The sequence below is a fragment of the Aeromonas eucrenophila genome (assembly GCF_000819865.1).
Taxonomy (GTDB): Bacteria; Pseudomonadota; Gammaproteobacteria; order Enterobacterales; family Aeromonadaceae; genus Aeromonas; species Aeromonas eucrenophila.
The window spans coordinates 494,065-508,396 of sequence record NZ_CDDF01000001.1; the positions used below are offsets into that span (position 1 = coordinate 494,065).

The 14,332-nt window shown below is 61.7% G+C and carries 12 protein-coding genes; 7 read left to right on the forward strand and 5 right to left on the reverse strand.

Annotated features, from left to right (window positions below):
• Positions 1-225: 225 nt before the first annotated feature.
• Positions 226-822, forward strand: a complete 597-nt coding sequence (locus BN1124_RS01990) for an acetate uptake transporter (protein WP_033131986.1) — start codon at positions 226-228, stop codon at positions 820-822.
• A 225-nt stretch (positions 823-1,047) separates the two neighbouring features.
• Here BN1124_RS01990 and BN1124_RS01995 read toward each other — a convergent pair whose 3' ends face one another.
• Entirely contained in the window at positions 1,048-1,857 is an 810-nt protein-coding gene (locus tag BN1124_RS01995; RefSeq protein WP_042638573.1) for a M90 family metallopeptidase, read from the reverse strand.
• Between the two features lie 18 nt (positions 1,858-1,875).
• Positions 1,876-2,313 (reverse strand): GNAT family N-acetyltransferase, encoded by a 438-nt coding sequence (locus BN1124_RS02000; protein ID WP_042638575.1) that lies wholly within the window; start codon positions 2,311-2,313, stop codon positions 1,876-1,878.
• Positions 2,314-2,620: 307 nt separating this feature from the next.
• On the opposite strand from BN1124_RS02000, the gene BN1124_RS02005 reads away from it, so the two are divergent.
• Positions 2,621-4,114: an alanine/glycine:cation symporter family protein gene (locus tag BN1124_RS02005; protein ID WP_042638578.1), complete on the forward strand. Its 1,494-nt coding sequence runs from the start codon at positions 2,621-2,623 to the stop codon at positions 4,112-4,114.
• Between the two features lie 69 nt (positions 4,115-4,183).
• Here the strand turns inward: BN1124_RS02005 and BN1124_RS02010 are convergent, their stop codons facing one another.
• Complete coding sequence (locus BN1124_RS02010; RefSeq protein WP_042638580.1) at positions 4,184-4,990, reverse strand: crotonase/enoyl-CoA hydratase family protein; 807 nt, start codon at positions 4,988-4,990, stop codon at positions 4,184-4,186.
• Positions 4,991-5,168: 178 nt separating this feature from the next.
• On the opposite strand from BN1124_RS02010, the gene BN1124_RS02015 reads away from it, so the two are divergent.
• From BN1124_RS02015 to BN1124_RS02035, 5 genes are all read left to right on the forward strand, one after another.
• Complete coding sequence (locus BN1124_RS02015; protein WP_042638582.1) at positions 5,169-6,956, forward strand: putative nucleotidyltransferase substrate binding domain-containing protein; 1,788 nt, start codon at positions 5,169-5,171, stop codon at positions 6,954-6,956.
• Complete coding sequence (locus BN1124_RS02020) at positions 6,953-7,585, forward strand: 3'-5' exonuclease (protein ID WP_042638583.1); 633 nt, start codon at positions 6,953-6,955, stop codon at positions 7,583-7,585. The genes BN1124_RS02015 and BN1124_RS02020 overlap by 4 nt, the downstream gene beginning before the upstream one ends.
• Before the next feature lie 107 nt (positions 7,586-7,692).
• On the forward strand, positions 7,693-8,004 hold the full coding sequence (locus tag BN1124_RS02025) for a DUF485 domain-containing protein (protein ID WP_042638586.1): 312 nt from the start codon (positions 7,693-7,695) through the stop codon (positions 8,002-8,004).
• Positions 8,001-9,656 (forward strand): cation acetate symporter, encoded by a 1,656-nt coding sequence (locus BN1124_RS02030; RefSeq protein WP_042638588.1) that lies wholly within the window; start codon positions 8,001-8,003, stop codon positions 9,654-9,656. Before BN1124_RS02025 ends, BN1124_RS02030 begins: the two co-directional genes overlap by 4 nt.
• A 155-nt stretch (positions 9,657-9,811) precedes the next feature.
• Positions 9,812-11,404, forward strand: a complete 1,593-nt coding sequence (locus tag BN1124_RS02035; protein ID WP_042638590.1) for an ABC-F family ATPase — start codon at positions 9,812-9,814, stop codon at positions 11,402-11,404.
• A gap of 462 nt (positions 11,405-11,866) precedes the next feature.
• Here BN1124_RS02035 and ppiD read toward each other — a convergent pair whose 3' ends face one another.
• Positions 11,867-13,780, reverse strand: coding sequence for a peptidylprolyl isomerase (ppiD, locus tag BN1124_RS02040; protein WP_042638592.1), 1,914 nt, complete (start codon positions 13,778-13,780; stop codon positions 11,867-11,869).
• 152 nt (positions 13,781-13,932) lie between these two features.
• Complete coding sequence (gene hupB / locus BN1124_RS20610) at positions 13,933-14,205, reverse strand: nucleoid-associated protein HU-beta (RefSeq protein WP_005315375.1); 273 nt, start codon at positions 14,203-14,205, stop codon at positions 13,933-13,935.
• Positions 14,206-14,332 lie beyond the last annotated feature (127 nt).

The following is a 14,332-nucleotide window of genomic DNA, read 5'->3' on the forward strand; positions in this document are numbered from 1 at the left end:
CCCCCTGTCATTAATTTTCATACCGCCGTCATTTACACAAAAAATCAACCAAGAAAACGTCATTCATTTACCTGTTTCCTACCTGAATGACACGAATAATGGCCCGGGTAAAAATTCGTGTAGTTTTTTTACCTTTTCTGCCCTGTCCCCCCTTGCGAGGGGCCGAGAGCCTGCCTAAAATCGCGCGTCTTTTATCAACCCCCCTCTATTTTTGGAGAACACCACGTGAGCGAAAAATTGGCCAACCCTGCCCCTCTGGGTCTGATGGGTTTCGGTATGACCACCATTCTGCTGAACATCCATAACGCAGGTTTCTTCCCCATCAGCGCCATGATCCTGGCCATGGGCCTGTGCTACGGTGGCCTGGCCCAGATCATCGCCGGCATCATGGAGTACAAGCGTGGCAACACCTTCGGTGTGACCGCCTTCATCTCCTACGGCACCTTCTGGTGGAGCCTGGTGTTCCTGTTGATGATGCCGGGCATGGGTCTGGCCGAAGCCACCCCGCACGCCTTCATGGGCTGGTATCTGCTGATGTGGGGCATGTTCACCCTGTTCATGCTGGTTGGCACCATCAACTTCCCGCGCGTGAAGCAGTTCGTGTTCGCCTCCCTGACAGTGCTGTTCTTCCTGCTGGCCGCCCGTGATTTCACCGGCAGCACCCTGATCGGCACCATCGCCGGTTTTGAAGGCATCATCTGCGGCGCCAGCGCCATCTACCTGGCCATGGCCACCGTGATCAACGAGCAGTTCGGCCGCACCGTGCTGCCGATCGGCGATCACAAGAAAGCCGCCGCCGTGCAGCTCAAAGCCGCCGCTTAAGACTCGCATCCGGCGCTCGCGCCCAATGCAAAAAGGCACCCTCGGGTGCCTTTTGTTTATCCGCCTTTCAGAACCTGCTCACGATCTTACTGCGAGACCGTGATCAAGGCTCATGTGCTGCTCGGAATCCTCATGTATCCATATACATTCCGGTTCCTGCGCTGCTCTTCACCTTGCTGACAGCCTCTCATGACAGATCGTGAACAGGTTCTCAGTCCTTGCCCCTTACTCGGAGAAGTTTCCCTCCCCCGCCAGCAGGCGGGTAGCCGGGAAACGCGCCGCCGGCTGCTGCTCAAAGAAGCGCTCGAACTGGCCATAGACGGCGGGATACACCGTACGCAGGCGCAGGGGATCGGTGAAGAAGCTCTCGCTGCACACCGCGAAGAACTCGGCGGGGTGCTCGGCGGCGTAAGGATCGATGTCGGTCACCTCTCCCCGCTCGAGCTGTCCCTTCAGCTCATCAAATGCGCTCTGCAGGGCCAGGGTCCATTGCCTGGGATCCATGCCCCCATGCAGTGGTGGCGCCCCATCGGCGTCCCCGCCCAGCATGTCGAGCTTGTGGGCCAGCTCGTGGATCACCAGGTTGAAGCCGTCCCAGTCCCCATCCTGCTGCAACTCGCTCCAGGCCAGCACCAGCGGCCCCTGAGGCCAGGATTCACCGGCGTTTTCCTCTTCCCATTCGCTCACCAGTCCGAACTCGTCCTGCACCTCCTGGCGGCGGGTGACGGGCTCGGGGATGATGATCACCTCGTGAAAACCGCGATACCAGTCCAGCCCCAGGTGCAGGATCGGCAACACTGCCTGCAGGGCCAGCACCGCCTGCTGGCGTGCCGTGAGCTCGACCCCGATCTGGGTGAGGGTCTTGCGAGCCAGAAATTGTTGGGCCAACGCCACCAGCCGTTGTTCATCTGCTAGGGAAAACCCCTGCAAGATGGGCACGGCGGCCAGGGCCTGTTGCCACTCCAGCACCAGGGGGACTTTGCTCCTCGTATCCGAGGGACGACCAAATACAGCTCTCAATCTGGACCAGAACACGGGGACTCCTCTTGCCAATCACAACACTTTCACGAACCGTTTGGGGCGCTCGAGATACCCCTGCGCCTGATAGAAACGATGGGCCCCCTCCCGCTTGAGGCTGCTGGAGAGCTCCAGCTGGCTGCAACCCTGCGCCAGGGCGTGGGCCTCCGCCGTCGCCAGCAAGGCGGCGCCAACCCCGCTCCCCCTTGTGGCCTCATCAACAACCAGCGCCGAGATGAGACCCCAGGTGCCGGCCACATGCAGGGGCTGCAGCCGATGCCACACCAGTACCCCCAGCACCTTGCTCCCGAGTGAGGCCAGCAGCACCTCAGTTGCCGGATCCGGCGCCAGCAGGCGTGCCACCACCTCGTCCGCCCGGGTCTGATAACCCAACTGCTCGAACAGGCCGGCGAGGGCTGCGCCGTCTTCCCCGCCCGCGAGGCGAATGGTGCAGCTATCTGCTTTCATTTTCATGCCTGACCCCACTTTTATCCTCCCTCTGTTCTCCCTCCTGCGCCCCCATCGACAGGATGCAGGCCCGGATGATGGGCAAGAGCCGGATCTTGTCCAGCTCCCTTGGCCATTTGTTAACGCCAATTCACAAATTAACAATTGATGAACAATTTTTACTAGGAAGCCACAAAACAAATCGATATGTTAAAACCCGCGAACTTGGTAGTCGAAAGTTCTGCCCCATATTGGGCGACCTCTTTGGTCGCCTGTTTTTTCAAGAGCGAGGCACAGACCTCGCCAAGAGAGCACGACAAAGGAGTTGTTGTACATGAATGAGATCGTCAATGCCATCAATGGCGTGATTTGGAGCCCTGCGCTCATCTTCTTATGCCTGGGAGTCGGCCTCTACTTCTCCCTGCGCACCCGTTTTCTGCAACTGCGCCACATCAAGGAGATGATCCGCCTGATGTTTGATGGCAAGAGCACCGATGCCGGTGTCTCCTCCTTCCAGGCGCTGGCCATGACCCTGGCAGGCCGGGTCGGCACCGGCAACATCGCCGGGGTCGCCACCGCCATCACCTTCGGTGGCCCTGGCGCCCTGTTCTGGATGTGGATGGTCGCCTTCCTCGGTGCCAGCTCCGCCTTCGTGGAGTCCACCCTGGGTCAGGTCTACAAGGAGAAGATCAACGGTGAATACCGCGGCGGCCCGGCCTTCTACATCGAGAAGGGGCTCGGCATGAAGTGGTACGCCTGGACCTTCGCGATTTCCACCATCTTCGCCTGCGGCGTGCTGCTGCCCGGGGTGCAGGCCAACTCCATCGGCGCCAGCCTGCAGACCGCCTTCGCCATCGATCCGAACGTCACCGCCGCGGGCCTGGCGCTGCTGCTCGGCTTCATCATCTTCGGCGGGGTCAAACGCATCGCCCACTTCGCCAGCACCGTCGTGCCCTTCATGGCGCTGGGCTACATCATCGTCGCCTGCGTCATCATCGCCCTCAACATCGGTCAGTTGCCGGGCGTGCTGATGCTGATCTGGAAGAGCGCCTTCGGCTTTGACGCCGGCTTTGGCGCCGTACTGGGGCTGGCCATCATGTGGGGGGTCAAGCGCGGGGTCTACTCCAACGAAGCGGGTCAGGGCACGGGGCCGCACGCCTCCTCCGCCGCCGCTGTGAGCCACCCCGCCAAGCAGGGGCTGGTGCAGGCGTTCTCCGTCTACATCGACACCCTGTTCGTCTGCTCCGCCACCGGCTTTATGCTGCTGATCACTGGCCTCTACAACGTGCAGGGGCCGGATGGCGCCGCGATCTACACCGGCATCGCCGGCGTGGCCGCCGGTCCCGGCTATGTGCAGACCGCCATGGAGAGCATGATGCCTGGCTTTGGCAACATGTTCGTGGCCATCGCGCTGTTCTTCTTCGCGTTCACCACTATCGTCGCCTACTACTACATCGCCGAGACCAACATCGCCTACATCAACCGCAAGGTGAACCGCCCCTGGCTGACCTTCGTGCTGAAACTGACGCTGATGGCCTCCACCGTCTACGGCACCGTCAAGACCGCCGATCTCGCCTGGGGTATGGGTGACATCGGGGTAGGCCTGATGGCCTGGCTCAACATAGGCGCCATCCTGCTGCTGCAAAAAACCGCCCTCGTCTGCCTCAAGGACTACGAGGCCCAGCAGGCCCAGGGGCTGGATCCCGTGTTCCACCCGGAGAAGCTCGGCATCAAGAACGCCGACTACTGGGCGGGCCACCGCTCCGAAGACAACCTGGAGCAGGAGCAATCCGGTCACGCCTTCGAGCCGGATCGCAAGGTCTCCTGACGTCCGAATCCCTCCAAGAGAGATATAAAAAATGGCAGCCTTGGCTGCCATTTTCTTTGGGGCTAGGCCCTAGAGCGCGTTGCGGCGCGGGCCGAACGGCAGGCGCCAACGAAACAGGCTGTTGAGGGTGGCGCGCCACTGGTTCGGCCGCCCCAGGATCTGTTTCTGCAAGCGGGTCTCTTCTTTGAGCATCACCTCGTCGCTGCGGGCCCAGGCCTGGGTGTAGAGCTGCTTGATCCCCGCCAGCGCGTCCGGCGACTTGGTGATGAGGGTGCGGGCAAACTCCCGCGCCTCGGCCAGGGGATCAGCGCAGACCCGGCTCACCAGGCCGAGCACCCTGGCCTCGCTGGCGTCACATTCACGCCCGCTCATGGCGAGCTCCATGGCGGTGTCTATCCCCATCAGGTTGCGCAGGGTGACGCTACCGCTCATGTCGGGGATGATGCCCCACTTGATCTCCATCACCGAAAAGCGGCAATCCGGGGTGCTGAAGCGAAAATCGGCGCCGAGCGCTATCTGCAAGCCGCCACCGAAGCAGACCCCCTGAGTGACGACGATCACCGGCACCGGCAGCTGGTGCCAGCCATAGGCGACCCGCTGGGCCAGATTGGTGGCCTCGTCAGCCTCCCGTTTGAGGATCTCGAGGGCCGCCACCGGCTGCTTGAGCATGGATTTCACATCCAGCCCGGCGCAGAACGCCCGCCCCTCCCCGTGCAGGATCACCGCCCGCAAGCCTTTCTGCTGCTGCAACTGGGTGAGCGTCTCATCGATGGCGCCAAACATGGCCCTGTCCAGCGCGTTGAGCTTGTCTCCCCGCGCCAGCATCACCTCGGCGATGCCGTCCCGGATCTCGCACTTGACCCTTGGTTTATCCATTTCCCCTCTCCTCCTTGATATGGCACTGGTCATACCACAACGTTACCAGACTGTTACCAGCGGGTACAGGGAGGCTAAGCCCCCTCTGCGACTAAAGTCGGCTGGTTCCTGTCTGGCGCCTTTGCCAGACTGGCGCTATTTCCCATGCCCCATGCCCCCGGCCGAGACGAGAATTGTCATGACCATCTTGTTCAACTTCGACCGCCCGCCCTTCGATTGCCTCGACGAACCGGCGCGCCAGCGACTCGGACAGAGCCTCAGCATCTGCTACTTTCGGGCCGGCCAGACGGTGCTGAGCCCGGGCGAAGCCCCGCCGGGCCTCTATCTCGTCATCAAGGGGGCGGTGGAGGAGTCGAGCCCCCACCAGTCATTCGGGGATTATGGTGAAGGGGACCTGTTCGACGTGCGCGCCCAGTTCGATGGCCACTGTCGCCACCGTTTCGGCGCCCTGGAAGACTGCCTCTGCCAGCTCATTCCCCGCGCCGTGTTTCAGGGACTCTGCGCAGGCAACCCCGCCTTCGCCCGCTACTTCACCGCCAATCTGGCAGAGCGCCAGCGCGAGCAGGAGCGGCGCAGCCAGCTCGGCCAGCAGAACCTGGCGGAATTCATCCTGACCCGCATCGACATCAGCCACCTGCAACCGCCCCTGCAACTCGGCAGGCACAGCAGCCTGCTCGCCGCGAGCGAAGCCATGGCCGCCCGTGGCACCGACTGTCTGATCTACCCGGCCCCCGACGGCAGCCTGAGCCTCGCGACCCGCAAGACCCTGCTGCACGCCCTGACCCTGCAAGGATTGCCGCTGACGACCCCCCTCACGCTCCTGACCCCGGCCCCCCTCATCGGTCTGCCGCTCGGCGGCTATCTGTTCGATGCCCTGCTGCTGATGACCCGCCATCGCATCAAGCGTCTGGTGGTCTGGCAAGGGCAGGAAGTGGCCGGCATTCTGCACCTGACCCAGGTGCTCGGGCTCTTCTCCGCCCACTCCCATGTGCTGACCCTGCGCATCGCCCGGGCAGACAGCCTGGATGCTCTGGAGGCGGTCGCCAGGGAGCAGCAACAGCTGACCCGATCGCTGTTTGCCCAGGGGATCCACACCCTCTTTCTGATGAGGCTCATCGCCACCATCAACGAGCAGCTGATCGCCAAGGCCTTCGCCCTGGTGATCCCGCCCGAGGTGCAAGACAAGGTCTGCCTGCTGATGCTGGGCTCCGAGGGGCGCGGGGAGCAGATCCAGAAAACCGATCAGGACAACGCCCTGATCCTGCCAGATGGCCTGCACTGGCCAAGCCAGCAAACGGATCTCGCCGCGTTCAGCGCCCTGCTCGCGCGACTCGGCTACCCGCCCTGTCCGGGCCGGGTCATGGTCAGCAACCCCCAGTGGGTCAAGGAGGCGACCCAGTGGCGAGACGAGGTGGAGCGGGCCTGTGTCGTGGCGAGCGAAGGGGATCTGCTCTGGCTCGCCACCCTGGCCGACGCCCAGGCCATCGCCGGGCAGAGAGACCTGCTGGCCCCGCTCGCCCGCCAGTTGCGGATGCGGCTCGGCGACAGGCCCGACTTGCTGGCGGAGATGGCCCGCGCCGCCATCGCCTTTCACACCCCCCTCACCCTGTTCGGCCGGCTGGAGCAGGCCCCCGAGGGGCTGGATCTCAAGCGCGGCGGCCTGTTCCCGCTGGTGCACGGGCTGCGGGTGCTGGCGCTGGAGGCGGGCATATTGGAGACATCGACCCTGGGTCGCATCGAGGCGCTGGTCTCTGCGGGCCGGCTCAGCCACGACTATGGCGCCAACTTGGCGGAGGCGTTTCGGCTCTTTATCCGGCTGCGACTCGGCGGACAGCTCAAGGCGGGGGACCATAGGGTGCAGGTGGATGCCCTCAGCCACGGGGACAGGGATCTGCTGCGCCACGCCCTGCACCAGGTGAAGAAGTTTCAGCAGTGGCTGGGCGTCCACTTTCGGTTGCGGCAATGACGCCCTGGCACCAGTGGCGTCGACGCTGGTACGGCCGTGCCTTTCGCCACGGGGAGTTCGCCCCGCTGTTTGGTGACGCCCCGGCCGATGAGTGGGTGGCCCTCGATTTGGAGACCACGAGCCTGGATCCCGAGCGGGCCGAGATAGTGTCCATCGGTGCGGTGCGCATTCAGGGCAACCGGCTGCTGACTGGAGAGGCACTCTCCCTGCGGGTGTTGCCCCCCGCCAGCCTGAACGAGCAGTCGGTGGTGATCCACGGCCTGCGCCATCAGGATCTGCGGCACGGCTTGGCGCTGGAGGTCGCGCTGCGCCAGTTGCTGGCCTTTATCGGCCCCCGTGAACTGGTGGGTTACCACATCGCCTATGACTTGCGGATCCTCAATCTGGCCTGCCAGCGGCGGTGGGGCCTGCACCTGCCCCAGCCCGGTATAGAGGTGAGCCGCCTCTACCACGACAGGCTCTATCGCCGCTACCCGGACGCCGCCATCGATCTACACCTGGCCGCCATCAGCAGCCATCTGGGGCTGCCTGCCCTGCCCCCTCACGACGCCCTGAGCGATGCCATCACCGCCGCCCTCATCTTCTTGCGCCTGCGCCATGGCGGACCCCTGACTTATCCCAAAGTCTAATTGCCGACCAATAACATTTAATTCACATTTTCATTACATGAGCAGGCCTCCTGCTCGGTAGGGACAACCTTCATTCACAGCTGACACAACCGTCACGGAGAACTGCAATGGAACAGCAACGCTATCTGAGGATCCAGCAAGATCCCAACTTTCAGGAGTTGGTCGCCAAGCGCCAGCGCTTCGCCTGGACCCTCTCCATCCTGATGCTGGGGCTCTACCTGGCGTTTATCCTGCTCATCGCCTTCGCCCCCGGCTGGCTCGGCACCCCCCTGAGCGAAGGCTCCTCCATCACCCGCGGCATCCCGGTCGGAGTGGGCTTGATCCTCTCCTCCTTCGTGCTGACCGGCATCTACGTGTTCCGGGCCAACGGCGAGTTTGACGAATTGAATCAGAAGATCCTCAAGGGAGTGCAATCATGAAAGGCAAGTCTCTGCTGCTGCTCGGCGGCCTCATCTCCACTCCCTTGCTGGCGGCCGATGCGCTGACCGGCGAGGTGCAACGCCAGCCTCTGAACGTGCCGGCCATCGTCATGTTCGTGGCCTTCGTGGCCGCCACCCTGTTCATCACCTACTGGGCCTCCAAGCGCAACCGCTCGGCCTCGGATTACTATGCCGCCGGCGGGCGCATCACCGGCTTCCAGAATGGCCTGGCCATCGCCGGCGACTACATGTCCGCCGCCTCCTTCCTCGGCATCTCCGCCCTGGTCTACACCTCGGGCTATGACGGCCTCATCTACTCCATCGGCTTCCTGGTGGGCTGGCCCATCATCCTGTTCCTGATCGCGGAGCGGCTGCGCAACCTCGGCAAGTACACCTTCGCCGACGTGGCCTCCTATCGCCTCAAGCAGACCTCGGTGCGCACCCTCTCCGCCAGCGGTTCCCTGGTGGTGGTCGCCCTCTACCTGATCGCCCAGATGGTCGGTGCCGGCAAGCTCATCGAGCTCTTGTTCGGCCTGCAATACCACATCGCCGTGGTGCTGGTCGGCATACTGATGGTGCTCTACGTGCTGTTTGGCGGCATGCTGGCCACCACCTGGGTGCAGATCATCAAGGCGGTGATGCTGCTCTCCGGTGCCAGCTTCATGGCCATCATGGTGATGAAGTCCGTCAACTTCGACATCGGCGCCCTGTTCAGCGAGGCCGTCAAGGTGCACGCCAATGGCGCCGCCATCATGAGCCCGGGCGGTCTGGTGGCCGATCCCATCTCCGCCATCTCGCTGGGTCTGGCACTGATGTTCGGCACCGCCGGCCTGCCCCACATCCTGATGCGTTTCTTCACCGTGAGTGATGCCAAGGAAGCCCGCAAATCGGTGTTCTACGCCACCGGCTTCATCGGTTACTTCTACATCCTGACCTTCATCATCGGCTTTGGCGCCATCCTGCTGGTCAGCACCAACCCGGACTTCAAGGACGCCACCGGCGCCCTGCTCGGCGGCACCAACATGGCGGCCGTTCACCTGGCCGATGCGGTTGGCGGCAGCCTGTTCCTCGGCTTCATCTCCGCCGTGGCCTTCGCCACTATACTGGCGGTGGTCGCCGGTCTGACCCTGGCGGGTGCCTCCGCGGTGTCCCATGACCTCTATGCCTGCGTGCTGAAGAACGGCAAGGCCAACGAAGCCGATGAACTGCGCGTCTCCAAGATGACCACCCTGGTACTGGGGGTGGTTGCCATCGGTCTTGGCATCCTGTTCGAGAAGCAGAACATCGCCTTCATGGTGGGCCTGGCCTTCTCCATCGCGGCGAGCTGCAACTTCCCGGTGCTGTTCCTCTCGATGTTCTGGTCACGCCTGAGCACCCGTGGCGCCGTCTACGGCGGTTGGCTGGGTCTCATCAGCGCCGTGACCCTGATGATCCTGGGCCCCACCATCTGGGTGAAGGTACTGGGTCACACCGAGGCGATCTTCCCCTACGAATACCCTGCGCTCTTCTCCATGGCGCTGGCCTTCGTCGGGATCTGGTTCTTCTCGGTGACCGACAAGTCCCAGAACGCGGCCGACGAACACACCAAGTTCTTCCCGCAGTTCGTGCGCTCCCAGACCGGGCTCGGTGCCTCCGGCGCCAGCGCCCACTGATGCAATGTTGTCTCTCTCCAAGCCGGCCCTGTGCCGGCTTTTTTCATACTCCCTTGCCCCCCATGCAATAGCGCCAGATCACAGTTCTTGCTAAAACTTTCGGCGGATCTGTGCCATAATGCGCGCCATTTGACAGACCAACCGGGACATCTCCTTTGTTAAGCAGCAATAACATCACCATGCAGTTCGGCGCCAAGCCGTTGTTTGAGAACATCAGCGTCAAGTTTGGCGGCGGCAACCGCTACGGCCTCATCGGCGCCAACGGCTGTGGCAAGTCCACCTTTATGAAGATCCTCGGCGGCGACCTTGAGCCCACTGGCGGTAATGTGAGCCTGGACGTCAACGAGCGCATCGGTAAGTTGCGCCAGGATCAGTTCGCCTACGAAGAGATGCGCGTGCTGGACGTGGTCATGATGGGCCACGTCGAGCTGTGGGCCGCCATCGCCGAGCGCGATGCCATCTACGCGAACCTGGAAGCCACCGACGACGACTACATGCGTGCCGCCGAGCTGGAAGGCACCGTCGCCGAATTCGACGGCTACACCGCCGAAGCGCGCGCGGGTGAATTGCTGCTGGGCGCCGGTATCCCCATCGAGCAGCACAACGGCCCCATGAGTGAAGTGGCACCGGGCTGGAAACTGCGGGTGCTGCTGGCACAGGCGCTGTTCTCCAATCCCGACATCCTGTTGCTGGACGAACCGACCAACAACCTGGACATCAACACCATTCGCTGGCTGGAGCAGGTGCTCAACGATCGTGAAAGCACCATGATCATCATCTCTCACGACCGTCACTTCCTGAACTCCGTCTGTACTCATATGGCGGATCTGGACTACGGCGAGCTGCGCGTCTACCCGGGCAACTACGACGAGTACATGACCGCGGCCACCCAGGCCCGCGAGCGTCTGCTCTCCGACAACGCCAAGAAGAAGGCCCAGATTGCCGACTTGCAATCCTTCGTCTCTCGTTTCAGCGCCAACGCCTCCAAGTCCAGCCAGGCAACGTCCCGCTTGAAGCAGATCGACAAGATCAAGATTGAGGAAGTGAAGGTCTCCAGCCGTCAGAACCCCTTCATCCGCTTCGAGCAGGAGAAGAAGCTGTACCGCAACATCCTGGAAGTGGAAGGGGTATCCAAGGGCTACGGTGAAACACCGCTGTTCAAGGGCCTCAGCATGATGCTGGAAGTGGGCGAGAAGGTCGCCATTCTGGGTACCAACGGTATCGGTAAATCCACCCTGATCAAGACCCTGATGGGCGAGCTGGCACCGGACAGCGGCACCATCAAGTGGTCCGAAAACGCCCAGATCGGTTACTACGCCCAGGATCACGCCGAAGACTTCGACACCGATCTCAACGTGTTTGACTGGATGACCCAGTGGAAACAGCCCAACGAAGACGAGCAGGCGGTGCGCTCCATCCTGGGTCGTCTGCTGTTCACCCAGGACGACATCAAGAAGCCGGTCAAGGTGCTCTCCGGTGGCGAACAGGGTCGCATGCTGTTCGGCAAGCTGATGATGCAGCGCCCCAACATCCTGATCATGGATGAGCCGACCAACCACCTGGACATGGAATCTATCGAATCCTTGAACATGGCGCTCGAGATGTACCAAGGGACCCTGATCTTCGTCTCCCACGACCGCGAGTTCGTCTCCTCCCTGGCGACCCGCATCATGGAACTGACCGAGAACGGCATCCGCGACTTCGGCGGTACCTACGAGGATTACCTGCGTACTCAAGGCGTGGTGTAAACATCCTCCCCCGCACTCATCCAATGCAAACCGGCGCCCATGGGCGCCGGTTTTTTATTGCCTCCGAACTGCTGCCTGCAAGCCCATATAGCAGCCTGCAGGTTTGTCCAAGACAGGTATGGATGCTACTCGCAGTACTCACAGGTGCCGCGCCCCCCAGATCGATACGGATGCGGCTCGTGGCGCCCAGAGGCTCTCGCGCGCTCCCATACCAGCACTGATTATCCTAGCAGCGCCCGTGCATCCGATTGGCATTCAAGCTCCCATCGACTTGCACCCAGCCGATTCTTGATCGGCAGGCATCATCCCCACGGCGCCGACATCTGCCCCATGCCCCTTGAGTGACATATAACATCTGCATATTGAGTACATTGACGATGGATAACGCCATAAAATCTATATTTTATAGATAAAAAAACGGCCCCATAGTGGGGCCGTTTTCGATGGCGTGCGATGTCGGGTTTATTCGACGGCCGCTTCCACGTCGGTGAAGTACTCGATCTTCGCGGTCTTGCGCAGCTCGTCGATCAGCGACTTGTAGGAGGCCTGTGCCTTGCCTTGGCCAAGCTGGCCTTGCAGCAGGCTGACCATCTGGGACGGCTCCTTGGTCACGTTGACCTTGTCCAGCGCCACCACAACCCGATCGCCATTGGCTTCGGCGACCAGCTCCACGCTCGGCTTGCCATCCTTCGGATGGGGCATGCGGAAGGCTTGGGCCAGCAGGTTCTGATCCATGTCCTGAGTGAAGCGAGCGACGCCGTTATGGGTCTCCACTTTGGCACCCAGTGCGGTCAAGTCGGCCTGGATGTCTTCACCCGCGTGCAGCTTGTCCAGCAGGGCCTGCGCCTTGCTGCGCGCCACTTCGCTCGCCTTGTCGTGCTTGATGGCCGCAATCACCTGCTCCTTGATCTCCGCCAGCGGCTTGGCGGCCTTCGGCTGGTGACCCATGATGTGCAGCACCAGCGCCTTGCCATCTGCCAGTTCAATCACATCGGAGTTGGTGTTGTCATCGCGCAGCTGTTCGGAGAACGCCACCGCCAGCACCTTGGGATCATTGAGCGGTGCTGCCGCATCGGCCTGACTGAAGTAGTCAGAGGAGATGACCTTCAGGCCCATGGTCTCGGCGGTGAGATCCAGCGAGTCCGGGTTTTCGAAGCTGCTGTCGGCCATCTTCTGCTGCAGGGCAAAGAACTGCTCCTTGGCCTTGTCGGCTTGCAGACGGCTGATGGTTTCGCTCATCACATCGGCAAACGGCTTGGTCTGAGCAGGCTCGACGGCTAGCAGCTTGATGACGTGGAAGCCAAACGGGCTCTTCACCACGCCAGAGAGATCGCCGGCCTTGGCCAGCTCGAAGGCGGCCTTCTCGAAGGTAGGATCCATGACCCCTTTCTCGAACCAGTCCAGCTCGCCGCCCTTCTTGGCGGAGAAGGTATCGGAGGAGTTGGCCTTGGCCAGCGCGGCGAAGTCTTCACCGCCCTTGGCTTTCGCCAGCAACTCGCTCGCCTTCTGCTCGGCGGCTTTCTCATCCTTGCCAAACGGGATCAGGATGTGTGCCACCTGGCGACGCTCGGCACGCTGGAACTGGTCCTGGTGCTGATCGTAGTAATCCTGGGCATCCTGTTCGCTGACCTTGATGTCTTTGCTCAAGGTGGCGGCGTCCAGCAGCAGGTAGTCGACCTTGACCTTCTCGTCGTTCATGAAGCGGGCGCTGTTGGCCTTGTAGAACTGATCTACCTCGGCGTCGGTCACCTCGACCTCATTCATGTAAGCGGCGGCGCTCAGACGCACCAGGCGCAGATCACGGGTCTGGTTGTAGAGTCGGTCGAGCTGCTCGGCTTCACCCTTGAGCGCAAATTCGGAGCCCAGCAGGGCACCCATCAGTTGCTGACGCACCATGTCCTGGCGCAGGGAGTCACGGAACATCTCCGGCGTCATGCCGGCGCGGCGGATCAGCTGCAGATAGCGCTCGTTGTTGAACTTGCCGTCTTCGACAAACTCCGGCATGGCGACGATGGCCTGCTTGATCTGCTCGTCGCTGACGCGCAGGCCGAGTTCGCGGGCCTTGCCATCGATCAGCGCCTGATCGATCAACCGGTCCAGCACACCACGGCGGAACTGTTTCATGTAATCGGGGTTGGCAGCCATCTGATTGAAGGCCTCACCCATTTGAGATTCCATGCGGGCCCGCTCGTTGCGATAGGCATTCTCCAGTGCGGGAGCACTGATGTCATTGCCGTTGACGGTAGCGGGGGCGGTACGTGCCGGGCCATTGAGGTAGCTGCCTACCCCGGCCAAGGCAAAGGAGAGGATGATCAGGCCCAAGATAACCTTGGCTACCTTGCCCTGCGCCCCTTCGCGTAGTTTATCCAACATCATGTTTGTACTTATGCTCCCGAACTCGATGGGCGTAAATAATGAAAAGGCGCACCGATTGCGATGCGCCTTGGTCAATCAGTATGAGGGAGAGCCCTCTCACTTGTCTGGTCTGCGACCAAGGACGGTGGCCGATGTTGAAATCAGCGCCCGGCTTAGTTGACCGCGTCTTTCAGGGCCTTGCCGGCTTTGAAGGCAGGAACTTTACCGGCGGCGATTTCGATGGTCGCACCAGTTTGCGGGTTGCGGCCAGAACGAGCGGCACGCTCGCGAACAGCGAAAGTACCGAAACCAACCAGAGCAACCTGGTCACCCTCTTTCAGAGCTTCACCTACCGCATCGATGAAGGCATCCAGCGCACGGCCAGCAGCGGCTTTGGAGATATCAGCACCGTCTGCAATCTTGTCAATCAGTTGAGATTTATTCACTCTTATTTTCCCCTTTTATCGAACATCGCTGCGGCGCTGATTTCCCTGGCCACAACAAGTGGAGGTTTTATAACAAGCCTCCTGATCAGTTGCAAGTGACAATCTGGCGCAAACCCGCGCCACATCA